Source organism: Pueribacillus sp. YX66 (genome assembly GCF_041725775.1).
GTDB lineage: Bacteria > Bacillota > Bacilli > Bacillales > UBA6769 > Pueribacillus.
The window spans coordinates 1-26236 of sequence record NZ_JBEUEL010000008.1 but is presented as its reverse complement, the minus strand read 5'-3'; the positions used below and the strand labels follow the sequence as shown (position 1 = coordinate 26236).

Sequence of the window (26236 nt, the reverse complement as noted above, 5' to 3'; positions counted from 1 at the left end):
CTTATCTCTGGAATCACATATTTCGGCGATATTTTCCACCGACTTCATATAGTGCTTGCGTAATTTGTCCGAGGCTCGCTACTTTCACAGTTTCCATAAGTTCTGAAAAAATATTTCCCCCGTTTAGAGCTGTCTCCTTTAGCTTTTTCAATGCCTTATCCGCATCTTTTTGATGTTTTTCTTTAAATTGATTTAAGTTGTTAATTTGCAACTCTTTCTCTGCTTTCGTCGCACGAACGAGTGGAATATCATCATCTTCTTGAACAGTAGCTTCTTCGTTTCGATACGTGTTCACTCCGATAATGGGAAGTGTACCTGCGTGTTTTAATGATTCATAATACATAGACTCCTCTTGAATTTTACTGCGCTGATATTGCGTTTCCATTGCACCGAGAACTCCGCCTCGTTCATTTAACCGTTCAAACTCTAGCAACACAGCTTCTTCAACTAAATCGGTTAGTTCTTCAATGATAAATGAACCTTGCAAAGAATTTTCATTTTTTGCTAGCCCAAGCTCTTTCGTAATGATGAGTTGGATCGCCATCGCTCGTCTCACGGATTCTTCTGTCGGTGTCGTAACTGCTTCATCGTATGCGTTCGTATGCAATGAATTACAATGATCATAAATGGCCATTAATGCTTGCAATGTCGTACGGATATCGTTAAAGGCCATCTCTTGTGCGTGCAGTGACCGTCCCGACGTTTGAATGTGATATTTTAACTTTTGGCTACGTTCATTTGCTCCATATTTTTCACGCATGACGATGGCCCAAATTCTTCTCGCTACTCGGCCGATAACCGTATATTCAGGATCAAGTCCATTGCTAAAGAAAAATGAAAAATTGGGAGCGAATTCATCGATGTTCATGCCACGACTTAAATAATACTCAACGTACGTGAAACCATTTGCTAGTGTAAACGCAAGCTGTGAAATCGGGTTCGCACCCGCTTCGGCAATATGGTATCCCGAAATCGATACGGAATAATAGTTTTTTACGTTATGGTCAATGAAATATTGTTGAATGTCTCCCATCATGCGTAGCGCAAATTCTGTAGAAAAAATACACGTATTTTGACCTTGATCTTCTTTTAAAATATCGGCTTGAACTGTACCTCTCACATTTTCAAGCGTTCTTGCTTTAATCTGCATTTTTTCGTCTTCTGTCGGTTTCCTGTTGTTTGCTTTTTCAAATGCTTTCAGTTGTTGATCGATCGCCGTATTCATAAACATTGCTAGAATGATCGGAGCTGGGCCGTTAATCGTCATCGAAACTGACGTTGACGGATCGATCAAGTCAAAACCATCGTAAAGCTTTTTCATATCATCAAGCGTACAAACGCTAACACCGCTTTCTCCAACTTTTCCAAAAATGTCCGGACGGTAATCAGGATCTTCTCCGTATAACGTAACAGAGTCAAACGCTGTACTTAACCGTTTCGCGGCATCATTTTTTGACAAATAGTGGAACCGTCGATTTGTTCTTTCAGGTGGACCTTCCCCAGCAAACTGGCGTTTCGGATCTTCAGTTTGGCGTTTAAACGGGAAGACTCCTGCTGTAAATGGAAATGAACCAGGTACGTTCTCCTTTCGAAGCCAGCGGACAATTTCACCCCAATCGGAATATTTCGGCAAGCTCACCTTTGGAATTTGTAAACCAGATAAACTAGTTACTTTCAAATCTGTAACAATTTCGTTATCACGCACTTTTGTAACATACTGTTTCTTTGCATACGATTTTTTTAACTGCTTCCAATTCTTTAATAACATTTTCGTTTCACTCGACAATGTTCTATCAATTTCAGCTTTTATCGTTTTTAACGTATGAAAACTATCATCAGATATCGTCTTTTCTCGTAATAATTGAATTGTTCCGTCAATTTGGAACGCTTGCTGAGCTAGCTTAGCCTGTGCTTCCGTTTGTTTATGATAGGATCGAACAGTGAGGACAATTTCATTTAAGTAATTCGTTCGCTCGGGAGGAATGATGATTTTCATCTCGTTATTGCCTTCTATTATGTCGATTGGCAATGTCCAATTTCCTTTATTCACTTCATTGATCTTTGTGAGTATCGCTTTAAATAACTTATTTGTGCCTTGATCATTAAATTGACTCGCCATCGTACCGTAAACTGGCATATTTTCAACAGGAATGTGAAAAAGCTGAAGGTTACGCTGGTATTGCTTTTTTACGGCTTGCAATGCATCTTTTGATCCACGGCGATCAAATTTGTTAATCGCAATGACATCCGCAAAGTCGAGCATTTCAATTTTTTCAAGCTGTGTTGGTGCACCGAATTCACTCGTCATGACATAAAGGGTAACATCAGAAAATTCGACAATCTCCGCATTTCCTTGCCCTATTCCGCTCGTTTCAACGATAATTAAATCGTAACCTGCTGCTTTCACGACGGAGATAACTTCGTTTATTGACTCGGATAGTTCAGTTTTTGAATGACGTGTTGCAAGACTGCGCATATAAACTCGCTCAGTATGAATAGCATTCATCCGGATGCGATCGCCTAAAAGTGCGCCACCTGTTTTTTGTCTCGTCGGATCGACTGAAAGAATCGCGACAGTCTTTTTAGGAAAAGCATGTAAATAACGCCGAACAAGTTCATCCGTTAAGGAGCTTTTCCCTGATCCTCCTGTTCCTGTTATCCCGAGTACAGGAATGTTTTTCTCTAACGGTGAAAGCTCAATCATTTTTCCTTCTTCGACGAATGTAATTGTTCGGGCAATCGCGCCGTTATTTTTAGCTCGTATTTGTTTACGACATGGTGTTTCGTCACTAGTCAGCGAGAAATCACAGACTTTAAGCATTTCATCAATCATGCCTTGCAAGCCTAATTCGCGACCATCTTCAGGTGAAAAGATTTTAGCGATCCCATACGCTTCTAGTTCTTTCTGTTCGCGTGGAACGATAACCCCGCCGCCACCACCAAAAATACGAATGTGTGATGCATTCTGTTTTTCAAGCAAGTCGACCATATATTTAAAAAACTCGACATGACCACCTTGATAAGATGATACAGCGATTCCTTGAACATCCTCTTGAATGGCAGCGTTTACAATTTCGTCAACAGAGCGGTTATGCCCAAGATGGATCACTTCCGCCCCACTCGCTTGAAGAATACGCCGAATAATATTAATCGAAGCGTCATGACCGTCAAATAAACTTGAAGCTGTAATGAAGCGGACGTGATGCTTTGGAACATATGCCATTATCAATCCCCTCCTTCAATTTGTTAAATCGGGATTTTTTCCCGTACGTTCATTAACTTCATTTGTAATTCGGTGTACTCTTCAATCGTGTATAACGAATGTAACGCCCACCTTCGGAATGCCCACATTTGACCTAAAACTAAAATGTTATGAGCAAATGCATGAATTTCTTCTTTACTTAAATGACAAATATTCTCGTCTACACAATCTGTAATGAGTTGTTCAAAAATGGACGTTAAGAGCAATTCTTTTTTTAGCACATATTGAAGTGAATCTTTATTTAACGATTTAGACTCTTGATACATGACAAGCATTTCATCTTGCATGTCGTCAATCAATTTAAAATAAGCTCGAATTCCATTATGCAGCCGCTCTCCACTGTTTCCTCCTTGTGATACCGCTTCTTCCATACGAGAGCAAAACTGTTCATAAATCGAGTCGACAACGAGATATAAAATATCTTCTTTTTGCCGAATATATTCATACAACGTCCCGATGCTAAATCCTGCAGTTTGTGCGATTTCTCTCGTCGTTGTACGATGAAAACCTTTTTGCTTAAAAAGGGAAACTGCAGATTTGATCATTTGATTTCGTCGTTTTTTAATTAGTTCTTCATCTTTTACGAGTGTTGGTACCGTTCTTCCTTCCATTGTACCCCTCCTTGCTTCGTTTTTTCGATCGATATAGAAACCCCACTTTTAATGTATGACTCTACTCTATAAGTGGGGTTTTCATTTTGTATTAATCTGCTAACAACATTCTTGAGATGACGAGTCGCTGAATTTCATTTGTTCCTTCGTAAATTTGCGTAATCTTTGCGTCACGCATGTAACGTTCAACAGGGTAATCTTTCGTATAACCGTAACCACCGAAAACTTGTACCGCTTCAACTGTCGCTTCCATCGCTATATCACCGGCGTACAGTTTCGACATCGCAGATTCTTTTCCGTAACTTAAACCTGCACCTTCACGCCATGCGGCTTGATACGTTAATAAACGTGCCGCTTCGATTTTCGTTGCCATATCAGCCAGTTTAAACCCAACCGCTTGTTGCTGACCAATTGGCTTGCCAAATTGCTTACGCTCCTTCGCATATGCAATTGCTGCATCTAGTGCACCTTGAGCAATTCCTACCGCTTGTGCTGCAATTCCGTTACGTCCACCGTCGAGTGTCATCATCGCAATTTTGAAGCCTTCGCCTTCATTACCGAGCATGTTTTCGACGGGAACTTTTACATTGTCAAAAATAATTTCTAGCGTCGGTGACGAACGAATCCCTAATTTATCTTCTTTTTTCCCCATTGAAAAGCCTTCCATGCCTTTTTCAACGATAAATGCTGTAATGCCACGGGAGCCTATTTCTTTGTCTGTTTGTGCAAAGACGACGTATACTTCCGCTTCGCCGCCATTCGTAATAAAAATCTTTGATCCGTTTAAAATGTAGCTGTCACCATCTTTCACTGCGGTTGTCCGCATGTTGCTTGCATCACTTCCTGAACCAGGCTCTGTCAATGCATACGCACCGAGAAACGTACCTTCTGAAAGTGGCTTTAAAAACCGTTCTTTCTGTTCTTCTGTTCCAAACTTCCAGATCGGCCAGCTACAAAGTGATGTATGCGCAGATAATGTGACACCTGCTGAAGCGTCAACGCGTGAAAGCTCTTCTACAGCGATAACGTAAGCTAAATAATCCATGCCTGATCCACCGTATTTTTCTTCCCACGGGATTCCCGTAAGGCCAAGCTCTGCAAGTTTCGTAAACATCGACTCTCGATCAAATGTTTGATTTTCATCACGGTCAGCTGCAGTCGGTTCTAAATGATTTTCTGCATAATCACGAACCATTTTTCGTAGCATGTCATGTTCTTCAGATAATAAAAAGTTCATTGTTTTCTCTCCTCTTTACTATATTTATAACGTGTCATTTGTCGATATATCACTATCGTTTTAACAGATGTTAAAAAAAATGCAAACGTCTTACCTCTAGTTAGCCCAAATGATTCAGACCATCGACTCGCTTCAAACTTTTTATACTTCAATCATTATCGCATCGCCTTGGCCGCCGCCGCTACAAATCGAAGCAATCCCTAAACCACCGCCACGACGTTTTAATTCATACATTAATGTTAAAATAATTCTTGCACCACTAGCTCCAATTGGATGACCGAGTGCAACCGCACCACCATTTATATTCACTTTATCGGCATCTAACTGTGCAAGTTTACCTGCTGTTAACGCGACCGCAGCAAAGGCTTCATTCACTTCAAATAAATCGATGTCTTCTTTCCGTTTGCCTGTCTTTTTCAAAAGCTTTTCGATGACGAGTCCGGGGGTTTTCGGAAAATATTCTGCTTCAATCGATAATTGTGCAGACGCAATTATTTTTGCACATATTGGCAAATTCTCTTGCTTTGCCCAAGATTCAGACGTAACGATAAGCGCTGCTGCTCCATCATTCACACCTGGCGCATTCCCCGCTGTAATTGTGCCATCCTTGGAAAAAGCAGATCGTAGTTGTGCTAATTTTTCGAGTGAAGTATCTTCACGCGGTGATTCATCGTCTTGAACGATAAGCGGATCGCTTTTTCTTTGTGGAACTTCGATTGCTACAATTTCTTCACGTAATTTTTCCCGTGCAGCGATCGCACGTTGGTGGCTCATGAGCGCCCATTCATCTTGTTCTTCCCGAGTAATGCCGTATTCTTTCGCCACTGAATTACCATAAGTACCCATATGGACACTTTGAAATGAACACGTTAAGCCGTCGTGAATCATTAAATCCTTTAGTTCCGCATCACCCATACGCATTCCCCAGCGTGCCTTTGGCATGAAATAAGGGGCATTACTCATCGATTCCATGCCACCAGCGACAATAACATTGGCGTCTCCAGCGCGAACAATTTGGTCTGCAAGCGTAACACTACGCATGCCTGACGCACACACTTTGTTAATTGTTTCTGTTGCAACTTCCCAAGGCAATCCGGCATGTCTAGCTGCTTGTCGCGATGGAATTTGCCCTTGCCCTCCTTGTAATACTGATCCGAAAATAACTTCATCCACCTGTTCTCCACCGACTTGAGCACGTTCAAGCGCAGCTTTTATCGCAAAACCACCTAATTTTGCAGCTGAAAATGAACTCAATGCACCACCAAATTTTCCAAACGGCGTTCTTGCACCATCAATAATTACGCTTCTCTCCATGTTTAACTCGCCTCACTTTCTAAAAACTTTTCGCGACTGAGCAGTCGCTCAGTTATGCGCAAAAAAAGAGTTCCCATACATCCTTTTTCTCATAGTTGTGATGGGAACTCATAAATCTCGTTCCTGTCAAAATCTTGTTGCTATTTTTAGTTTACAACTTGTTCCTCAGATTTGACAATGGATTTTTCTAAAATTTCTACGATGTCTAACGTTTGGACTTCATTTTCAACTTCTTTCGCTTTCGTACCATCACTGAGCATTGTTAAGCAATACGGACATCCACTTGAAATGACAGATGGGTTAACTGCTAATGCTTGCTCAGTACGTGCAACGTTAATCCGTGAACCTGTATCTTCTTCTGTCCACATGAGTCCACCACCCGCACCACAACACATCCCTGTATCGCGGTTACGTTCTATTTCAACGATTTTCACACCAGGAATGGCTTCAAGTACTTCACGCGGTGGATCATATACTTCGTTGTAACGACCAAGATAACAAGAGTCGTGGAATGTGATCGTTTCGTTCACTTCGTGAACAGGCTTAATTTTACCTTCTTTAATCCACTGTGCAAGTAGTTCTGAATGGTGGTACACTTCAACGTCTTCAAGACCAAATTCAGGATACTCATTTTTCAACGTATTGTATGCATGTGGGTCACACGTAACGATTTTCTTAATGCCGTGTTTTTCAAACGTTTGAATGTTTTTAGCAGCCAGCTCTTGGAAAAGGAATTCATTTCCGATACGACGAGGTGTATCTCCAGAATTCTTTTCCTTGTTTCCTAAAATGGCAAATTTAATACCAGCTTCATTCATTACTTTTGCAAATGATAATGCCACTTTTTGGCTTCGGTTATCGTATGAGCCCATTGAGCCAACCCAGAAAAGATATTCAAACTCTTCTCCGGCTTTCTCCATTTCTTTTACTGTCGGAACATGGACATCGTCACGCAATTCACGCCAATTTTCGCGTTCTTTACGGTTAATCCCCCAAGGGTTCCCTTGACGCTCGATATTCGTTACAGCGCGTTGAATTTCTGGATCCATTTTTCCTTCTGTAAGTACGAGATAACGACGCATATCGATAATTTTGTCAACGTGCTCGTTCATAACTGGACATTGATCTTCACAGTTACGGCACGTTGTACAAGCCCAAATCTCTTCTTCGGTAATAACATTACCAATAAGATCATTTTCGACGATCGCTTGAGCAAGCATTTCACCTTCGCTCGCTGCTGCCGTTTCACCGCCAGCTGCTTGGCGAGCTTGATAAGCCACTTGGTTGCCATACGTATTTGAAAGGGCAAATGCCGGTACCCACGGTGTGCGGGAAGTTATAGCAGCACCTTTTACTGTTAGATGATCACGTAATTTCAAAATTAAATCCATCGGTGACAACATTTTTCCTGTCCCTGTTGCAGGACACATGTTTGTACAACGTCCGCATTCAACACAGGCATATAAATCGACTAACTGCTTTTGGTTGAAGTCTTCGATTTTGTTAACTCCGAATACTTCTGCTGTTTCGTCTTCAAAATCGATGGAAGCTAGTTTACCAACTGGTTCCGTACGACCTAGCCAAACGTTTGCAGGACCTGCTATTAAGTGTGCGTGTTTTCCTTGTGGAATGTACACTAAGAAAGCTAGCAATGCGAGTAAGTGAATCCACCAGAAAACATAGAATAGAACTCCGGCAGCCGTAGGGCTAATGCCTTGAAACGCAAATGCAATGATGGAAGCAATTGGTGATGTCCATGCTAAAGATTGTTCATGCCAAATGATTTCCATTCCATTGCTGAGAAGAACAGTTAACATTAATGTTCCGATTAAGTAATAGACAAGTCCAGCAAAAATCGTGCGCTTTAAACGAGGGATTTTTTCAATATAACGGCGGTAAAAACCCCATGCAACCGCAACTAAAATCGTAAGTGTGACGATTTCTTGGAAAAATGTAAATGCTGGGTAAAGTGGGCCGAATGGCAAATGACTTCCCGGCTTGATCCCTTTCCAAATAACGTCAATCGCACCAAATTGAACTAAAATAAAGCCATAAAAAAACATCACATGAATGGTCCCGCTTTTTTTGTCTTTCATGAGCTTCTTTTGCCCAAAGACATTGACCATTAAATTGTGAATTCTTTCGTTTGTCGTCAAACGAAATTCAGGTTTTTTTCCTAGTTTAATAAATTCGACTCGCGATTTTACTACGTAAGCGAATAAATAAACTGCATAACCGATTACGATAATCGTCGCAATCAAGTTTATCACGAGAAGATTATCCATGTTATTTCCCCCTTTTGTTAGCCTTATTTAATCAAAATTGAAAGAAATTTGCAAACGTGTCTTTACGAATGATTATACCAAAAATATTGAATGAGCATTCATTCAAAAGGCTTATCTTAATTGAAAAATCATACCAATATGCTTGTGATGAAACGTTTAATACGTCACACCGCAAATTTAACAAATTAGCAAAGACAAAAAATGGTGCGAACGACTTTTTGTCTCTACGTTATGCATTACATTCGTTCTGGTGCTGAAACACCTAGTAACGCGAGTGCATTTTTGAGCGTAATTTGAACAGCTTTCATCAATTGGAATCTCGCTTTACTTTGTTGAACATTCTCTTCGTCTATAACACGTTCAACGTTGTAAAAGCTATGTAAAGCAGATGCGAGTTCAAACACGTAGTTTGTCATTCTTTGGGTAGCAAGCTTATCAGCAGCATCAGCGACTGCTTGTGGAAATTCACCGAGCTTTTTTAATAGTTCGATTTCCTTTTCAGAGGATAGACTTGTTAACTCGACGTTTTCAGTATACTCATAGCCGAGCTCCTCACCTTGGCGTAAAATACTACACACTCTTGCATGTGCGTATTGCACATAATAAACAGGGTTCTCATTCGACTGTGAAACGGCTAAATCCATATCGAAGTCTAGATGCGAGTCAGAACTCCGTGCTGCAAAAAACCAACGCATCGCATCGATGCCGACTTCTTCCATAAGCTCACGAAGGGTTACTGCTTTTCCTGTTCGTTTGCTCATTTTCACTTTTTCGCCGTTCTGCATTAAATTTACCATTTGAATGATTTCAACTTTAAATCGGCTTGGGTCATAACCTAGTGCTTCGACGGCTGCACGCATCCGCGGAATATAGCCGTGATGATCGGCACCCCAAACGTTAATAACTGTTTCAAAACCGCGTTTAAATTTATCTTCATGGTACGCGATATCAGGTGTTAAATACGTGTATGTTCCGTCTTGCTTAATGAGTACACGATCTTTATCGTCTCCATAGGCCGTGGACTGAAACCAGACAGCTCCGTCTTTTTCATATGTTTCTCCACGCTCTTTAAGCTTTTTAAGCACGTCGTTCACTTTTCCAGACGTGTAAAGCGACGTTTCTGAATACCATTCATCGAATTTAACTCGATAATCCTCTAAATCTTGTTTAATTTTTTCGAGTTCTTTTTGCAAACCGTAATTTCGGAAGAAATCATGTCTTTCTTTTTCTTGCATTTGGATCAATCGATCGCCTTCCGTTTCGGCTAGTTCACGTCCAAACTGAATGATATCTTCACCATAATATCCATCCTCAGGCATGTCTTTTTCTAGGCCTAGCGCTTGAAAATAACGTGCTTCTACTGACAAAGCAAGGTTTTGAATCTGGTTTCCCGCGTCATTAATGTAATATTCACGATGCACGTCATAGCCCGCTTTGTCTAATAGTCGACAAAGCGTGTCACCATATGCTGCTCCTCTTGCATGTCCGAGATGGAGGCTACCTGTCGGGTTTGCTGACACGAATTCAACTTGAACTTTCTTACCTTCTCCAAAATTTGACCTTCCGTATTCGTCACATAACTGAATGATCATCGGAACGATAGTAGTTAAGTAATCTTGATTTAAAAAAAAGTTGATAAAGCCCGGTCCAGCAATATCAATTTTCGAAATCGAAGCATTCTCTTTGTTCATATTCGCTACGATATCCTCCGCAATTTCACGAGGCGGCTTTTTTGCAATTCGTGCTAGTTGCATCGCAACATTCGTCGCGTAATCCCCATGTGCTTTCTCTTTCGGAAGTTCAAGCATAACGTTCGGCATTTCGTCTTGCTCAGCAAGTTTTGCTTTTAAAACGGCAGAGGTAATTTCTTCTTTTAGTTTATTTTGAACCGTTTCAACGATATTCACGACTAAACTCCCTCCATATGTATTTTCACTGTATAAAAACCCGTATAGTTCCCTTGTATCCAAAGATCATAAGCAAGTAGAAGCGTTCCTTTTTTCTGCTTATCATCCCATGTAAACTGTATTTTTTTCGCTAACGTCGTAACTGGAAGCGACCCGTATGGTGTGTGATACGTTCCTTCTGTTTTTTGAGAAGGGATAAAACGTTGACGCATCGACACCGCACCGCTTCGACTGACCGTAATCGACCGCGAGCGCGCGTCAATTTTTATCGTATGATTCACTTCTCCGCTTTCAGTTGATTCTTTGTATATACAAAAGGTTATGTCGCCCTTTGAATAGATCGTTCCGTTAACGATGAGACGGGAATGTTCTCGTCTAGACTCCACCGTAATTGTCGTTTCTATCAATAGGCGAATGTCCGACTGTGTAAAAAACTTTGTCAAAAAAAGCACATCCTGTCTGCAACTGTCATTAACGTTATCATTATAGCGACTTATGATTCAATGCGCAATTAACAACAGCTTCCTGCTTAATAAGTTCCACCTTGCCTATCTGAGCTATTTTTCACAAGCAAGTTACTTTCGCACCTGATTGTAGCACAGCATATCTCATTCAGTTATTATCTTTCACTCCCCTTTCCGAAATCAAGAACAACGATAATTTTTCCTTCATGTTTAAGATGTTGGAAAAATTTCCATACTGTTCTTGAACGAGTCGATCGGTTTAGGGGGGTCAGGTGATGGAATCAAGAATAAAACGTAGAAGACGACAACAACGAAAACGAAAATCAATTTTTACTAGATTGATACTGCGCTCAGCTGGATATGCAGTTCTCCTTACGTTTGCAGCTATCATTCTTTTGTTTGGGTATGTAAAAATTAGTGGTCCGCCACCGATGCACGTACCAATAAACAGTACGTATTACGATGAAAACGATGTCGTGATCGCAAAAGCAAACCAATCAGGAATCAACCGAGAATGGGTCTCGCTTCAAGATATTTCTGATGAACTTATTGAAGCGACAATCGCGATCGAAGATAAGCGGTTCTACAACCACTTTGGCTTTGACATGAAACGAATTTTAGGTTCCGCGATCGCAAATATAAAGGCTAGAGCAAAAGTAGAAGGTGCGAGCACAATTACAATGCAGCTTGCCCGAAACATTTACTTAAGCCATGAGAAAACATGGGTTCGTAAACTGAAAGAGACATTTTATGCGATTCGACTCGAGTTAAATTATTCAAAGGACGAAATTCTCGAAGGCTACTTAAATACGATTTATTACGGGCATGGAGCGTACGGAATTGAGGAAGCTGCAAATTATTACTTTCAAAAATCGGCAAAAGAGCTATCTTTATCTGAAGCGAGTTTGATCGCGGGAATTCCGAAAGGTCCGACTTACTATTCACCTGAACGCGCTTTTGACAAAGCAAAACAACGCCAAGAAGTTGTGTTAGAAGCGATGGCAAGCAACGGCTATATTTCAGAACTGGAAGAAAGTAAAGCAAAATCTGAAAACATTATAATTAAGCAAAAAGAAGAACGTGAAAAAGCGATAGCACCATACTTTCTTGACGCGGTTGAAGAAGCGTTAATTGAAGAAATCGGTTTAAGCAAAGATGTCGTTGAAGCTGGTGGGTTAAACATTTATACAACGCTCAATCAATCAATGCAAGAAAAAGCTGAAGCGTTAATCGAGAGTACGATTACAGACAATGAGGAGCTAGAAACGGCTCTCGTTTCCATCGATCCAAAAACCGGGGCCGTGAAGGCACTCGTCGGTGGACGAAACTATGAAAAAAGTACTTTTAACCGAGCATTAAAGGCGAAACGCGCACCAGGAAGTACGTTCAAACCGCTTTTATACTATGCTGCACTCGAACATGGCTTTACACCATCGACTCCACTCTTAAGTGAAGAAACGACGTTTACATTTAACGACGGAGCCGATACGTATTCGCCAAGCAATTATGAAAATCGATACGCAAATGACTTTATTACACTCGCTCAAGCCATTGCGGTTTCTGATAATACGTACGCAGTAAAAACCCATTTACTCATTGGCTTGGACAAGCTCGTCGATGTTGCAAGTAAAGTTGGAATTTCAAGCCACTTGCCTAAATTTCCTTCCCTTGCTCTTGGAACAGAACCTGTTAGCGTAATGGAAATGGCACATGCGTATGCCATCTTTGCGAACAGTGGAAAAGAAGCAGAGCCGTATTTTATCGAAAAAGTAACCGACAGAGACGGAAACATCATTTACGAACATAAAGAAAAAATAAACAAAGTGCTAGATGAAAATATTGCATTTGTTACGACAAATTTAATGACAGGCATGTTCGATGAAAATTTAAACGGATATACAACAGTAACTGGGTCTTCGATTCAAAACATTTTAACGCGACCGATGGCTGGTAAATCAGGTACGACGTCAACTGATAGTTGGATGATCGGGTATACACCTCAGCTCGTAACAGCCGTCTGGTCAGGATACGATAAAGGAAAAACATTACACAAAGTGAACGATACCGGCTATGCAAAACGAATTTGGGCTCACTATATGGAAAAAGCGCTAAAAGATAAGCCCGTCATTGAGTTCAAGCCAACAGATAACGTCATCGGCATACGCATCGACCCTTTAACAGGTCAACGTGCAACAGAAGACTGTGAACAGACAAAATATATGTATTATGTAAAAGGAACGGAACCGACTGATGCTTGTCCTTTACATGGCGATAAGAAAGGACAGCAAACACCAGCTGAAGAAGAAGAGAAAAAATGGTGGGAAATCTTACTGAAACCTTTTGTCGAATAAAAATGCCCGAGAAGCTCATTTCTCCTCGGGCATTTTTGTGTCCTAGTAACATGTGTTTCATTGTGCTTCCTAGTTCGGTAGACGGAACCGAATGTTGTCAGCTCATTTACACATGTACTATCTATTTTAATTGTTCGCGCTACGAACGACAAGAGTTTTCTACAATTTTCATAAAAGATTCACAGACTTTGCCTCGCAAAACGACCATTCATGAATCTACACTTTGTTATATCATCAACAACTTTGTCTCACATTCCTCTCTATTTTGAACAACGAATGCTATGACAGATCATTTTTTAATTTTTCACTCGAATTCTCCCACATTTCAGCATTAAAACCTTTTAAAAAATCTTTTAAAATCGCTTTTGACTTATCGTCCATATGAGCGACAACAATTTGGCCTTTGCGTGATTTATCCATTTTGTTTACATGATCAGGAAAATTTTTAAAACCACGTTTTGCTTCTTTATTTACGGTCATATAACAAGCAGCAACTCCAGCGTAATACGGACCCGCTTCTGATCGCTCAGTCGTCACCCAGACGAGCCAATAAGGCTTTGCAGGTTTCGGAACTGCTTCTTCTTCATGTAAAAATTTTACGCGTTTTTCCACCTTACTTCGCGCGTGCATGGCCCCGACATCGATAAAAGCTTCATTTGCTTCAATATCAACAAAGACAGGTGTCATATTATTTAAAGAAAATGAACCGGCACCGAAACCACCGTGTCCATCTGTTGAGTCATTCGAGATGATCGTAAAATCTGAATTGTCACTTTTAAAAATGTCTTTCATTACGAATCCCTCCGCATTCTTTATCTAACATTTTACCATATTAATCATAATTCATTCCGCTATAACGTTTTTTCTTGCAAACCTGACCCAAAATGAATACGATTAAAAAGTGTTTTTATATACACGTGTAAGGAGGACAACGTTGTTTAAATTACGAGAACATAACACGACCGTTAAGACAGAAATTTTAGCAGGAGTTACGACATTTCTTACGATGGTATACATCATTATCGTCAATCCTATTATTTTGTCTAATGCCGGAGTACCTTTTGATACGGTATTTATTGCAACGATTATCGCTTCCGTCATCGGAACACTGTGGATGGCACTTCTTGCTAACTATCCGATCGCCATTGCGCCAGCAATGGGGCTAAATGCATATTTTGCTTTTTCAGTCGTTGGACAAGCAAACGTTCCTTACGAAGTAGCGTTCGGTGCTGTTTTTGTTTCCGGAATTTTATTTATCATTTTATCACTTACTCCGTTTCGAGAAAAATTAATCGAAGCCATTCCGGCAAATTTAAAGTACGGAATTACTGCGGGAATCGGATTGTTTATCGCTTTTATCGGCTTGCGAATGTCCGGTATTATAGCAGAGCATCCAGATAACCTCGTAACGTTAGGTGATTTGCATTCACCTTCTGTCATACTCGCGCTCATCGGATTAGCGGTTACAATTATTCTCATCGCAATGAATGTCAATGGTGCTCTCTTTATCGGAATGATCATTACAGGGTTGATCGCTTATTTTACTGATCAACTTTCGTTTACTGAAGGGTTTGTTAAATTACCGGCTCTTCCAGAGTTTTTTATATTCGGAAGTCCGTTGCAAGCATTTATGGACGTCGTCCATTACGGATTATACGCTGTTGTTTTTTCGTTTTTAATTGTCACGCTGTTTGATACAACAGGTACGATGATCGGAGTTGCTGAACAAGCGGGGTTAATGAAAAAAGGAAAGCTTCCAAAAGCTCGACACGCACTCCTCGCTGACTCCGTTGCAGCGACGGCTGGAGCTGTGTTCGGTACGAGCCCAACAAGTGCCTATATTGAATCGTCCACCGGTGTTGCTGCAGGGGGGAGGACGGGCTTAACGACACTCGTTGTCAGTATACTGTTCATCATCGCGGCCTTTTTCGGTCCGCTCGTTAGTGCGGTATCAAGTATTTCTGCCATTACGGCTCCTGCCCTTATCGTCGTCGGTGCGCTTATGGCAGGAAACTTAGGCAAAATAAATTGGAACGATTTTGATGAAGCCTTTCCGACATTTCTTATCGTCATTAGTATGCCACTTACGTCAAGTATTGCAACAGGGATTGCATTAGGATTTATCTCTTATCCATTAATGAAGCTGGCTAAAGGAAAGTGGCGTGAAGTACACCCGCTACTATACGTGTTTGCTGTACTGTTTTTATATCAACTCATATTTTTGCCACACGTGTAAACGGAACATGAGGGCATGACATGATAACCAGTGTAATGCCCCTTATGTTTAACATTTGTGATAGAACTCAACAGTCCTATTAGGAATGATGTTACCGATGTATAAATCGTTCAACTTTCATTTCACATAAAATCGAATTGTTATGTTGATGTGACGATGTTTCTAATTGAATCGTCATATGGTGAATGTTTTGATGTTCAAGGTTTTGTTCGATTTGCTTGAGCAATCGTTCACTTTCGGCTATCGACAGTTGGTCATCTACAACGGCATGGCAAGATAACGCATTGAATCCACTTGTGATCGCCCAAACGTGCAAATCGTGAATGTTTTCAATTCCTTGCGTATTTTGGATGATTTTTATTACGTTGCTCATATCTACATTTTGTGGTGTTCCTTCCATTAAGACATGGATCCCGGATTTCAACACTGAATAACCACTGCGTAATACGAGTACGGCAACAGCAACACTTGCAAGTGGATCTGCCCAGCTCCATCCGAAGAATAAGATAAGCATTGCAGCGATAATGGCACCAATGGAACCAAACATATCACTAATCACATGCAAGTATGCTCCGCGCATATTCAAGTTCTCTTCTACATCCCCGCCACGCATCATAATCCACGCTACAAAAATATTAACAAATAAGCCAATTGTAGCGATGATTAACATTCCTCTAGAAGCAACTTCAGGTGGGTATTGAAATCGCTGGATGGCTTCGTAAAAAATATAAATGGCTATAATAACGAGTGTTAACCCGTTTAGAACAGCGGCTAAAATTTCAAATCGTTTATATCCATAGGTTTTACTATAATTTGCAGCTTTTTCCCCGAATGTAAAAGCCAATAATGCAATCCCAAGTGATATCGCGTCACTTAACATATGACCAGCATCTGCCAACAAAGCAAGACTATTTGTAAGAAATCCGCCTATAGCCTCCACAATCATATATAACGTTATGACGATAAAGCTGAGTAATAAAACTTTTTTGTTTGCCCCATGTGATTCGAAATGTCCATGATCGTTCCCCATTTTAAGCTCCTCTCTAAATCAATGCTTTCGTTTAATCGCTGCATGTCTATAAAGGTGCTCTTATTCTTCTATCGTTGACTATTTTCATATTTTTTAAAAATGCAGTAGGTAGAAACTCTCGTCTATTTACAATTGAATGTGTATGAAGCGAAAAAACGACGTCATTCCAATACTTATCTCTTACCTATATTATGCATGCATGAACATATACTCATATTAAGATTATCACATCGTTCGTAGCAAATGTCAATTTGTGACATCATGAAGCATAACTTAACTCGTTGACACTAACGACTCGAATTAAGGATTTTTGCAAGTGAATCGGGTTTTATATGATAACCCTTCGTATTCGTATCTGTTCCGTCACAACTGTCATTCAGCAAACGTTATTTTTTCCATGCTTCGGGTATATAGATGGACTAAGAAGATCATTTTGAAGGAGAGCGCTCGTACATGAAAACGTGGATTTGTCATCAGCGCTATTTATTTTTCGGAATCGGAATAGGAATCAGTGCAAGCTTGTCTTTCCTTTTCTTGTACATGTTAACTGCACAGTTCAGTGCACCGATCCTGATCGCGATCACCATTTCAATCACTTGCTTCAGCATCATTTATCGCAAACTGTTTCCGACATCAAGCAAACATTCCGTTCATACACTAATCATATCGATTGCAATTACGTATGAATGTATAAGCTTACTGCTTCTTCTACCTTTCCCGAGCAAAGCACTACCTGAATTACGAGAGTTTTTATTCTCTTACGTTGCGATTTTCACTTCGACATTTGCAATTATTTTCGCTTGCTATATAACGTTATTACTATTCCGTTATGCCGTTGGACACAAACTTTGGTCTCGAATTCGCGTATTAATGGAAACGAGCGAAAAATCAATGAATGAGCGTTTTTAACGTCTCAATAAATTCAAAGGCATCGGCAAGTTCACGTTCGGTATAGTACTGTTTTTCTTTAACGACGGAAACTTTGTGGATGATATCATGCTTTTCTAAATGTTCAAAGTACATCATCGTTGAAACGAGTTCAAGGAACCGTGCACTTTCACGATTCATCACTTTCACACAGCGACGAAGCGCAAGGGGATTGACATCATAGTTTGTTAAAAATTGCTCACCTTTATCGGATAAAGAATAGCGATATTGCACGTAGCCACCCACTTTTTCTTGTGTTTCAACAACGAGCCCTAAGTTTACTAATTCTTCAATTTTCAACGTCACTTCTTCAGAATATGGACCATAAAAATGAAAATCGTATTTTTCGTAAAATGGAAAGTTTAATTTTTTTGCGATGAAAATCATTTTTTGGAGCTTTTTTCTCCCAACGATTTCTCCAGAGCTTTGCAATACAGCCATTAATTTTGCGTGATTTTCTAACATTGTTTATGTGCCTCCTCGCTTCAGCATCTCAACGATTCGCAGTTTCGCCGCTCGGTTCGTCGATAAATCTTCAATTTGATCGAGTGGAAAATACAATTTATGATCCGTACGTTTCTTCCCTGAAATCGCATCGACTAATTCTGATTCTCTCGAAAGTTCTCGAACATCGCCATTTGGCATTAGCAATTGAATGGGAATCCGTTCTTCCTCTTCTCCAGGACGGTAAAAATCGTAGGGTAAATCCGAGGAAGAATCAAGGATAAGATAATAATCTGGATCGATCTGCGCTTCTTGAAACGCTTCATATAACTCATACCATTCCTTCACTTGCATCGGATTAAATTCCATATATTTAAACAGCTTACGATTAGTAAAGCGTCGGCATAAATCAGCTAAAATTTCGTCATCTTCTGCTTGCCATTTTTGAAAAAAGTATAAAATAAAAGATTCATCGAGCTGTAAATATTCCGAAAGGCTTACTTTTCCTGTAAAAAAAGAATGAAATACATCTGGGGGTTGTTTAAATGCATACCCTTGAGACGCTAGATCTTTCACTCGGTGTAAAATTTTTCTTAAAATGACTTCAGCACTACGCGAAACTGGATGAAAGTACACTTGCCAATACATTTGGTAACGGCTCATAATATAATGCTCAACGGCGTGCATGCCTGTTGACTTTATGACGACTTGATCGTCATAGAAACGCATGACACGCAAAATTCGTTCAAGATCAAACTGACCGTAGCTTACCCCAGTAAAATACGCATCACGAAGCAAATAGTCCATCCGATCAGCATCAATTTGACTTGAGATCAAACTGACGAGCAATTTATTTTTAGACGTTTTCGCAATGATGTCTGCTACTTGTTGCGGAAAATCTTGATTTGCTTTCGACAAAACTGTATTTACTTCCGTCTCACCAAGAATGATTTCTTCTGTAAACTTTTCATGGTTAAGATGAAATACTTTTTCAAACGTATGTGAAAATGGACCGTGACCAATGTCGTGGAGTAACGCTGCGGACAAGCCAAGCAGACGTTCCTCTTCACTCCAGTTCGTAAACTGTTGAAAGTTTTCAATGATTCTCCGCATAATTTCATAGACGCCGAGTGAATGGCTAAAGCGGCTATGTTCCGCACCATGAAACGTTAAATACGTCGTACCGAGCTGTCGGATTCGCCTAAGCCTTTGGAATTCTTTCGTCCCGATTAAATCCCAAATTAACTTATCTCGAACATGAACGTAACGATGGACAGGATCTTTAAACACTTTTTCTTCATGCAGCTTTTCGTTATATACCATGAACGCACCCCCTCAAATATACAAGATTGAACGTGCTATAATAACAAAAGGTATTTAAACATAACGAGGAGAAATCAATCAATGAATTTACATTCTATCTTAACGCAAGAAACGTGGAGAGTCATTGAAAACTCACAGTTCGCACCAAATCATGATGCACTTTCTTCGTTTGCACTTGACGATACGCTTTGTGAAGCCGTCGGAAAAAAACAATCGCCCGCTGTCGCCCGCTCTTGGGTGCACGACAAAACGATCGTCCTCGGCATTCAAGATGGACGACTTTCGGCGTTGCGCGAAGGGGTCGAGTTTTTGAAGGCTGACGGTTGGAACGTCATCGTGCGTAATTCAGGCGGGCTCGCTGTCGTTCTTGACGAAGGAATTTATAATCTATCGCTTATTTTACATGAAAAAGATAACAATCTCTCGATAGAAAAAGGGTTTGAAACGATGGTAGTTTTTTTGAGGATGCTGCTTGCTCCGTACGGAATTGACTTTGAAACTGGAGAAATTGTCGGTTCCTACTGCCCAGGTCGATATGATTTAAGCATTAACGGAAAAAAGTTTGCTGGCATTTCACAACGTCGCATCCGTGGCGGTGTCGCTACTCAAGTGTATGTATGTACGAGTGGTAGCGGCTCCGAGCGGGCACGCGTCATCGAACATTTTTACAAACGAGCATCTGACAATGAACCGAACTGTTGCCCTCCAATTTACCCTGAAGCGATGGCATCGCTAGCAGAAATTTCATCACAACACATCGCTCATTCAGAATTAAATCGCCGGCTCATTTATTTACTAAACGAATATGGACACGTCATTCAAACAGACTTAAATGAGGATGAAACAATACTTTTTAAAACGTATTATGACCGAGTCAAATTACGGACGAAAAAAGTTCTCTTACCGCTAAACATTTAAAGGGACCGATCGTGAGTGAAGGACGATTGAAATCGTTCGGGACACAGAATGTCGGTTTTGACGGTGCTCACAAACCGTAGCTTTCAAAAGACTTTTTAAGCTCTTGCCTTGAAAAAGGAGGTTGTCACATCATATACAATAAATTGTTATAAACCATTCACTTGTTCGTTTTCTTTCCATATTCTCACTATGTTATAGTTAAACTACATGAAGTGATATTCATCAGTTTAAGGAGGGTTTTGTTGTGAGTGAAGCACCACAAACGTTAGATGGTTGGTATTGTCTTCATGACTTTCGAAAAATGGACTGGACAGCTTGGAAAATGTTATCCAATGATGAGCGGGAATCAGCAATTAATGAATTTCTCACTTTTTTAGAAGAGTGGGATGCTGTAAAAGAAAAACGTGAAGGTGAATACACGTTGTATTCAATCGTAGGTCAAAAAGCAGACTTTATGATTATGCTTCTTCGCCCGACGATGCAAGAATTAAACGAAATCGAAAATGCATTTAACAAAACGACATTTGCTCAGTATACCATTCCAGTTTACTCTTATGTTTCTGTCACCGAGCTTGGTAACTACATACCACAAAAAGATGTAGACCCTGAGACAGATCCATTTATCCAATCACGCTTGAAACCTGAGCTTCCTGAATGGAACCATATTTGCTTTTATCCGATGGACAAACGTCGCAATGTCGATCAAAACTGGTATTTGCTTTCAATGGATGAAAGACGTAAACTCATGTACAACCACGGGATGATTGGCCGTAAGTACGCTGGCAAAGTCAAACAAATTATCGGTGGTTCTGTCGGGTTTGATGATTGGGAATGGTGTGTGACATTATTCGCCCACGACGTCCTGCAATTTAAGAAAATTGTATATGAAATGCGCTTTGATGAAACAAGTGCTAAATATGCTGAATTTGGTTCATTCTTCGTCGGTAATTTACTGAAAAAAGACGAAGTTGCTAAATTTTTAGCTATATAATCATGAGCTTCCGTGTTTATTGCGGGAGCTTTTTGTTTTTAATAGAACGGTACTCCTCAAACAACTTCCTCTTCGTTGTCAAATTCCGGTGTTTCATATCCCACGCGGTAACTGAATAAATTTTACTTTATAAAACGATAATTTAAGATTCACTAGTTATCAGACTGAAGCAACAACCTTCACTTTACTGTACAGCATATGCTTTTTATTATGCACTTTTTTTAAAAAATTGCATAAGCTGTTTGGGCAAACACCTTATTCATCGATGAGAGAAAGAGGTGAGTAAATGGCAGTTATTCCCCACAATGAAAAAGAAGTAGAATTATTGGCCCGGCTGATGCGAGCAGAAGCTGAAGGTGAAGGGGAACTCGGCATGCTTATGGTCGGGAATGTCGGTGTGAATCGCGTTCTTGTAGATTGTTTAGATTTTACTAACATTCGAACGATTGAACAAATGGTATTTCAACGACCCGGCGGATTTGAAGCAACAATGAAAGGTTACTTTTACCAACGTGCTCGAGAACAAGATAAGCGTCTAGCGCGAAGAACAATTCAAGGAGAACGGTTTCATCCAGCAACAAATAGCCTTTGGTTTTTCGATCCAGGTGGTCCATGTCCTGCACAATGGTATAACCAATGGAATGCTGGACGATTTAAAACACATTGTTTTTATAGTCCAACGCAAACAGATTGCCCAAGTGTATTTTGATCGAGAAGTTCGATGAAAGCAAACCTTCAAACAAATCAAAAACTTTCTGTTTGGCACTATATTCCAACTTCTTGAAAGGAAAAAATTAACTTTAAAGGAAAGGATGATTTTTTTTGAGTCAAAAATATCGTCAATACCCTTACTACGGACAACATCCAGCTCAAAGCTACCAAGCACAACAAATGCAACCGCAAATGACACAAATGCTGCCCCAGCAGATGCAACAAATGAACCAAAGTTACCAGCAACAACTAACACCAACTGTCCCGGTGCCTTCTGGAATCGGACCGGGATCTGGAGGACAACTGCCACAAGAACAATCGTATGTTGAAAATATTTTACGCTTAAACCGCGGGAAGATAGCGACTGTTTATGCAACATTTGAAAATAATGAAAAGTGGAATGCAAAAGTATTTCGAGGTGAAATTTTAGCAGCTGGACGCGACCATGTCATATTACGTGATCCGCAAACCGATCGACGCTACCTCATTTTAATGGTTTACGTTGATTACGTTACATTCGATGAACCAATTGAATACACATACCCCTACACATTGGAAACCTACCCTTCGAGATGACGTTAAAAGAAATCGGCATCGATCCGATTTCTCTTTTTTCTTTTGATATTCATATCAAGAACTATAATGCTTTAATGGCGGCGATAGCTACGAAAGTCCATGCAGTTAAAAACGCGACGCCCCCAAATGGTGTAATCGCCCCAAGCACACCGACATTCGTCATGCTTAACGCATACAAACTTCCAGAAAATAAAATAATCCCGATAAACATCGTCCATCCTGCCCAATGAATGAGATTCGATCCTGTGAACCGATCTGCTAGCAACGCAATAAAAATAAGTCCAAGTGCATGCATCATATGGTATTGAACACCTGTTTTATAAACGTCCATCAATCGTTCAGAAAGCTTACCTTCCAAACCATGTGCTCCAAATGCACCTAACGCAACCGCAAGAAATGCATTCAATGCACCTAAAATTAAAAATGCTTTCATCTTCAATTCCTCCATAACATCGGTTATTTCTTTTTACAAGATATCAAAATGAGTTACTTCTTGCATGTTTTTACTATTGATTCTGAAAAAGATCGTGTATACTTATGTAATCATTAAAAAATTGGGGGAATTCTATGACAATTCTTAATGAAATTTTAGAGTTTAACCGTACTTTTGTTGAAAATGAACGATATGAAAAATATAAAACGACAAAATTTCCAAATAAAAAGCTCGTTGTATTATCGTGTATGGATACGAGACTTGTTGAATTGTTACCCAATGCGATGAACTTAAAAAATGGTGACGTTAAAATTATTAAAAATGGCGGTGCCATCGTATCACATCCATTTGGAAGTATTATGCGCAGCATTCTCGTTGCCGTCTATGAGCTGAATGCTGATGAAATCTGTGTTGTTGGACACCGTGATTGTGGTATGCAAAGTCTTGACTCGAAAACAATTCTTAAGAAAGCCGTTGAACGCGGAGCTTCCAAAGAAACATTAACGACGTTAGAACATGCTGGCATTGACTTAGCCTCATGGCTGAAAGGTTTTGACACGGTTGAAGAAGGAGTAAAATCTAGTGTCGACATGATTCAGCATCACCCTCTCCTTCCGAAAGATACCGCTGTTCACGGACTAATTATTGATCCTGAAACAGGCAAACTTGAAACACTTGTCAATGGATACGAAAGCTAGAAATCAAAAATCGAATCATAATCATCTCGAGGTGATTCATGTTTTTCTACAACTTGTTTCGGTCGCTTTTGTGTCGGCTCCATGTCACCCTCATATATTTTAATAAGCAAATCACAATACGCTCGAATGGCGTACAAATGTTCAACGATAGAGCGGTCACTTTGACCGTTTTTCATATTTTTAAGCTTGTTTATCGCTTCATCAATAATGAGTGAACTTGAAATGTCTTTCATCATACGCGCCTCGCTTTTAAAATCCCATTATTGCTAAGCATACCATATTTATGTTTATACTTTTTCACAGTAGCACCGAAACGTATCATCTGTTACGATATGATATGTAATCACGTTACATACATTTTTCTGCTTTTTTCTTAAAAAAACTTAAGATATCACAAAGAAATTGGAGGAATGGCTCATGACGAATTTTAAAACGGCCGATTTGTGTGACGATCACGCAAACGATGTACAAGTGTGTGAACTCGGATTTAAATCGTATGGAAAAAGAAAACGTTTTTCTGGAAAAATTGAAACAGTCAGTGTATACGAAGATAATGTGCTTTTTTTAGAAGCACTCGAAACAGTACCTGCAGGCTCCGTGATCGTCGTAAATGGCGGAGGTTCAAAAAAATGTGCATTAATGGGCGATCGCCTCGCTGGCATTGCCGAATCAAGAGGAATTGCGGGCGTTATTATTAATGGCTGTATTCGTGATTCTGCTGATATTGCTAAGATTGATATTGGTGTTTTTGCACTTGGCACAAACCCATTGAAAAGTAAGAAAAAAGGCGAAGGCGAACGAAATGGTACGTTTTCATTCGGTTGTGTGAACTGGCAACCTGGCGATTACGTTTACGCTGACGAAGATGGGGTCATCGTTTCAAAAAAGCCACTGATTTAAAGTAATCATTTGCGTAAGCAAACGAGTAGCAAAACTTATCACGATTTTAACACCTGTATGTACGATTGAAACGTGGAAAAACGAGACTTAGGCACACAGGAGTGGGGCAAGCAGACGTTGCCACAGAATGTGGCGTATTAAGTCTGCCGTGCCTCTATTTATAGGTAGCGAATCTTAGGCACAGATATAGAGCTTCCTAACACGCGCTTACGCGTCGCAGTCGTTCGTAGTCTATCTGTCTCTTTATAATAAATGTTAACGATAATACTGAAAGCCTGAACACAAGCTTAAGTCGCACACCGGACATAACAGTTATAGTTGTCACTTTCGTAAAAAAGTATTTGACGTTCAGTTTACTTTCTTTTATAGTAGAAGTAACAAGTAATGACCCAAAGGGGAGTAGCTTTAGCAGCAAAGTCGTCAATCCAGGAGCAATCCTCGGCTTTGTTGGCAACAAGTATGTTGTTAGCAAGACCTTTGCCAACGTGCGGTAAAGGTTTTTTATACTTTGTATGGCCTTTACTGGACGAGAAGTAAAGGTCATTTTTATTTTACGAGGAGGTTTCTGGAATGGAAACAGCGTTAATTCTAGAATATTTATGGGTTCTCGTCATTTTAATCGGTCTCGAAGGCATACTCGCTGCCGATAACGCACTCGTGATGGCAGTCATGGTAAAGCATTTACCAAATAAACAACGAAAAAAAGCCTTGTTTTATGGATTAGCTGGCGCTTTTGTCCTTCGCTTCATTGCACTTTTCGTCATATCTTATCTCGTAAACATCTGGCAATTACAAGCGATTGGAGCTGCTTACCTTCTGTTTTTAAGTATTAATCATCTCGTGAAAACGTACAGCGCAAACGTGAAAAGCAGCAAACAAAAACGTGTAAAACCAAAAAGACAATCTGGTTTTTGGATGACCGTCGTTAAAGTTGAGATTGCCGATATTGCATTCGCAGTTGACTCTATCCTTGCTGCATTCGCATTAGCGATCACACTTCCAACAACGCCGTTTCCATCAATAGGCGGTATGGATGGAGCACAGTTCGCTGTCATTTTCTTAGGTGGCATGATTGGACTTATCATTATGCGCTTTGCAGCCACTTTGTTCGTTAAGCTTTTACATGATCGTCCCGCATTAGAAACTGCAGCATTTATTATCGTAGGCTGGGTTGGGGTAAAACTTGTCATGCTCACGTTCGCTCATCCAGCATTAGCGATTATCCCTGAAGCATTTCCACAAAGCACTGTATGGAAGTTTACATTTTGGGTAGTGCTTTTAAGTATTGCCATAGCTGGCTTTTTGGCAAAGCCGAAAGAAGAAGTTTCTCATAAATCGAGTAGAGGAAGGTGATTAACCTTCCCCTCTCACACCACGGTACGTACGGTTCTCGTATACGGCGGTTTCATTAAGTCCAACGCATTGTTTGATATCTGTTCAAAAGACTTTTCAGACCTAGTCCTCGCCAGTATTTGTTATCAAGAGCTCTGTGCAGGATAGGACTGTTAGCAATTCGCCAGTAAGCCTTGCGGCTATTTGCCCATTCCCACGCTTTTTCTCTGTCTACACCTAATTTGACGAGATTTGTCTGTTTCGTTTTTATCTTCTTCCATTCTTT

Annotated in this window: 23 protein-coding genes and 1 pseudogene; 10 read left to right on the top strand and 14 right to left on the bottom strand. The window is 40.2% G+C overall.

All coding sequences use genetic code 11. The annotated features are described in order from the left end of the window. Positions 1–13: 13 nt before the first annotated feature. From icmF to ABU914_RS05405, 7 genes are all read right to left on the bottom strand, one after another. Positions 14–3223 (bottom strand): fused isobutyryl-CoA mutase/GTPase IcmF, encoded by a 3210-nt coding sequence (icmF, locus tag ABU914_RS05435; protein WP_379668718.1) that lies wholly within the window; start codon positions 3221–3223, stop codon positions 14–16. A 23-nt stretch (positions 3224–3246) separates the two neighbouring features. Further along, a complete protein-coding gene (locus ABU914_RS05430) occupies positions 3247–3873 on the bottom strand; it encodes a TetR/AcrR family transcriptional regulator (RefSeq protein ID WP_379668717.1) in 627 nt (208 codons plus the stop codon). 91 nt (positions 3874–3964) lie between these two features. After that, positions 3965–5110 carry an acyl-CoA dehydrogenase gene (locus ABU914_RS05425; RefSeq protein WP_379668716.1) on the bottom strand — a complete coding sequence of 382 codons (1146 nt, stop codon included), beginning with the start codon at positions 5108–5110 and terminating at the stop codon, positions 3965–3967. 141 nt (positions 5111–5251) lie between these two features. Further along, on the bottom strand, positions 5252–6424 hold the full coding sequence (locus ABU914_RS05420) for an acetyl-CoA C-acetyltransferase (RefSeq protein ID WP_379668715.1): 1173 nt from the start codon (positions 6422–6424) through the stop codon (positions 5252–5254). A 146-nt stretch (positions 6425–6570) separates the two neighbouring features. Further along, positions 6571–8709 (bottom strand): (Fe-S)-binding protein, encoded by a 2139-nt coding sequence (locus tag ABU914_RS05415; RefSeq protein ID WP_379668714.1) that lies wholly within the window; start codon positions 8707–8709, stop codon positions 6571–6573. Positions 8710–8945: 236 nt separating this feature from the next. Next, positions 8946–10616: an arginine--tRNA ligase gene (gene argS, locus ABU914_RS05410; protein WP_379668713.1), complete on the bottom strand. Its 1671-nt coding sequence runs from the start codon at positions 10614–10616 to the stop codon at positions 8946–8948. Between the two features lie 2 nt (positions 10617–10618). Beyond that, entirely contained in the window at positions 10619–11059 is a 441-nt protein-coding gene (locus ABU914_RS05405; RefSeq protein WP_379668712.1) for a YwiB family protein, read from the bottom strand. A gap of 296 nt (positions 11060–11355) precedes the next feature. On the opposite strand from ABU914_RS05405, the gene ABU914_RS05400 reads away from it, so the two are divergent. Next, positions 11356–13431, top strand: coding sequence for a transglycosylase domain-containing protein (locus ABU914_RS05400; protein ID WP_379668711.1), 2076 nt, complete (start codon positions 11356–11358; stop codon positions 13429–13431). 279 nt (positions 13432–13710) lie between these two features. Here ABU914_RS05400 and ABU914_RS05395 read toward each other — a convergent pair whose 3' ends face one another. Then, positions 13711–14223, bottom strand: coding sequence for a YwhD family protein (locus ABU914_RS05395; protein ID WP_379668710.1), 513 nt, complete (start codon positions 14221–14223; stop codon positions 13711–13713). Positions 14224–14365: 142 nt separating this feature from the next. On the opposite strand from ABU914_RS05395, the gene ABU914_RS05390 reads away from it, so the two are divergent. Further along, a complete protein-coding gene (locus ABU914_RS05390) occupies positions 14366–15667 on the top strand; it encodes an NCS2 family permease (protein ID WP_379668709.1) in 1302 nt (433 codons plus the stop codon). A 91-nt stretch (positions 15668–15758) separates the two neighbouring features. Here ABU914_RS05390 and ABU914_RS05385 read toward each other — a convergent pair whose 3' ends face one another. Further along, entirely contained in the window at positions 15759–16697 is a 939-nt protein-coding gene (locus ABU914_RS05385; RefSeq protein ID WP_379668708.1) for a cation diffusion facilitator family transporter, read from the bottom strand. 453 nt (positions 16698–17150) lie between these two features. Here ABU914_RS05385 and ABU914_RS05380 point away from each other — a divergent pair, with 453 nt between their 5' ends. After that, positions 17151–17606, top strand: coding sequence for a hypothetical protein (locus tag ABU914_RS05380; protein WP_379668707.1), 456 nt, complete (start codon positions 17151–17153; stop codon positions 17604–17606). On the opposite strand, the gene ABU914_RS05375 is transcribed toward ABU914_RS05380, so the two are convergent. Next, positions 17586–18089, bottom strand: a complete 504-nt coding sequence (locus ABU914_RS05375; protein ID WP_379668706.1) for a YwgA family protein — start codon at positions 18087–18089, stop codon at positions 17586–17588. The genes ABU914_RS05380 and ABU914_RS05375 overlap by 21 nt on opposite strands. A 3-nt stretch (positions 18090–18092) precedes the next feature. Continuing rightward, positions 18093–19391: an HD domain-containing protein gene (locus ABU914_RS05370; protein WP_379668705.1), complete on the bottom strand. Its 1299-nt coding sequence runs from the start codon at positions 19389–19391 to the stop codon at positions 18093–18095. Between the two features lie 81 nt (positions 19392–19472). Here ABU914_RS05370 and ABU914_RS05365 point away from each other — a divergent pair, with 81 nt between their 5' ends. The 4 genes from ABU914_RS05365 (at position 19473) to gerQ (ending at position 22587) form a co-directional block, all read left to right on the top strand. Continuing rightward, on the top strand, positions 19473–20309 hold the full coding sequence (locus ABU914_RS05365; protein WP_379668704.1) for a lipoate--protein ligase family protein: 837 nt from the start codon (positions 19473–19475) through the stop codon (positions 20307–20309). Positions 20310–20553: 244 nt separating this feature from the next. Next, positions 20554–21300 (top strand): hydrogen peroxide-dependent heme synthase, encoded by a 747-nt coding sequence (gene hemQ / locus ABU914_RS05360; RefSeq protein ID WP_379668703.1) that lies wholly within the window; start codon positions 20554–20556, stop codon positions 21298–21300. Between the two features lie 286 nt (positions 21301–21586). Further along, a complete protein-coding gene (locus ABU914_RS05355) occupies positions 21587–22009 on the top strand; it encodes a cell wall hydrolase (protein ID WP_379668702.1) in 423 nt (140 codons plus the stop codon). Between the two features lie 113 nt (positions 22010–22122). Continuing rightward, positions 22123–22587: a spore coat protein GerQ gene (gerQ, locus tag ABU914_RS05350; RefSeq protein WP_379668701.1), complete on the top strand. Its 465-nt coding sequence runs from the start codon at positions 22123–22125 to the stop codon at positions 22585–22587. Positions 22588–22648: 61 nt separating this feature from the next. Here the strand turns inward: gerQ and ABU914_RS05345 are convergent, their stop codons facing one another. Beyond that, on the bottom strand, positions 22649–23020 hold the full coding sequence (locus ABU914_RS05345; RefSeq protein WP_379668700.1) for a DUF423 domain-containing protein: 372 nt from the start codon (positions 23018–23020) through the stop codon (positions 22649–22651). 134 nt (positions 23021–23154) lie between these two features. Between ABU914_RS05345 and ABU914_RS05340 the strand changes: the two genes are divergently transcribed. Further along, a complete protein-coding gene (locus ABU914_RS05340) occupies positions 23155–23718 on the top strand; it encodes a beta-class carbonic anhydrase (RefSeq protein WP_379668699.1) in 564 nt (187 codons plus the stop codon). Here ABU914_RS05340 and ABU914_RS05335 read toward each other — a convergent pair. Then, positions 23715–23951, bottom strand: a complete 237-nt coding sequence (locus ABU914_RS05335; protein WP_379668698.1) for a DUF5327 family protein — start codon at positions 23949–23951, stop codon at positions 23715–23717. The genes ABU914_RS05340 and ABU914_RS05335 overlap by 4 nt on opposite strands. Before the next feature lie 184 nt (positions 23952–24135). On the opposite strand from ABU914_RS05335, the gene rraA reads away from it, so the two are divergent. Together rraA and ABU914_RS05325 are read left to right on the top strand one after the other, a co-directional pair. After that, a complete protein-coding gene (gene rraA / locus ABU914_RS05330; protein ID WP_379668697.1) occupies positions 24136–24618 on the top strand; it encodes a ribonuclease E activity regulator RraA in 483 nt (160 codons plus the stop codon). Positions 24619–25188: 570 nt separating this feature from the next. After that, a complete protein-coding gene (locus tag ABU914_RS05325) occupies positions 25189–25971 on the top strand; it encodes a TerC family protein (RefSeq protein WP_379668696.1) in 783 nt (260 codons plus the stop codon). A 55-nt stretch (positions 25972–26026) separates the two neighbouring features. Here ABU914_RS05325 and ABU914_RS05320 read toward each other — a convergent pair. Continuing rightward, positions 26027–26236: pseudogene (locus ABU914_RS05320) on the bottom strand (group II intron reverse transcriptase/maturase); the annotation flags it as partial.

Coding starts and splice junctions, on each gene's coding strand:
- ABU914_RS05365 (WP_379668704.1), top strand. CDS start 19,473: ATGAATTTACATTCTATCTTAACGCAAGAAACGTGGAGAGTCATTGAA.
- ABU914_RS05385 (WP_379668708.1), bottom strand. CDS start 16,697: ATGGGGAACGATCATGGACATTTCGAATCACATGGGGCAAACAAAAAA.
- ABU914_RS05375 (WP_379668706.1), bottom strand. CDS start 18,089: ATGTTAGAAAATCACGCAAAATTAATGGCTGTATTGCAAAGCTCTGGA.
- ABU914_RS05395 (WP_379668710.1), bottom strand. CDS start 14,223: ATGAAAGACATTTTTAAAAGTGACAATTCAGATTTTACGATCATCTCG.
- ABU914_RS05430 (WP_379668717.1), bottom strand. CDS start 3,873: ATGGAAGGAAGAACGGTACCAACACTCGTAAAAGATGAAGAACTAATT.
- ABU914_RS05370 (WP_379668705.1), bottom strand. CDS start 19,391: ATGGTATATAACGAAAAGCTGCATGAAGAAAAAGTGTTTAAAGATCCT.
- ABU914_RS05335 (WP_379668698.1), bottom strand. CDS start 23,951: ATGAAAGACATTTCAAGTTCACTCATTATTGATGAAGCGATAAACAAG.
- ABU914_RS05420 (WP_379668715.1), bottom strand. CDS start 6,424: ATGGAGAGAAGCGTAATTATTGATGGTGCAAGAACGCCGTTTGGAAAA.
- rraA (WP_379668697.1), top strand. CDS start 24,136: ATGACGAATTTTAAAACGGCCGATTTGTGTGACGATCACGCAAACGAT.
- ABU914_RS05415 (WP_379668714.1), bottom strand. CDS start 8,709: ATGGATAATCTTCTCGTGATAAACTTGATTGCGACGATTATCGTAATC.
- icmF (WP_379668718.1), bottom strand. CDS start 3,223: ATGGCATATGTTCCAAAGCATCACGTCCGCTTCATTACAGCTTCAAGT.
- ABU914_RS05325 (WP_379668696.1), top strand. CDS start 25,189: ATGGAAACAGCGTTAATTCTAGAATATTTATGGGTTCTCGTCATTTTA.
- ABU914_RS05340 (WP_379668699.1), top strand. CDS start 23,155: ATGACAATTCTTAATGAAATTTTAGAGTTTAACCGTACTTTTGTTGAA.
- ABU914_RS05400 (WP_379668711.1), top strand. CDS start 11,356: ATGGAATCAAGAATAAAACGTAGAAGACGACAACAACGAAAACGAAAA.
- ABU914_RS05380 (WP_379668707.1), top strand. CDS start 17,151: ATGAAAACGTGGATTTGTCATCAGCGCTATTTATTTTTCGGAATCGGA.
- ABU914_RS05425 (WP_379668716.1), bottom strand. CDS start 5,110: ATGAACTTTTTATTATCTGAAGAACATGACATGCTACGAAAAATGGTT.
- ABU914_RS05355 (WP_379668702.1), top strand. CDS start 21,587: ATGGCAGTTATTCCCCACAATGAAAAAGAAGTAGAATTATTGGCCCGG.
- ABU914_RS05345 (WP_379668700.1), bottom strand. CDS start 23,020: ATGAAAGCATTTTTAATTTTAGGTGCATTGAATGCATTTCTTGCGGTT.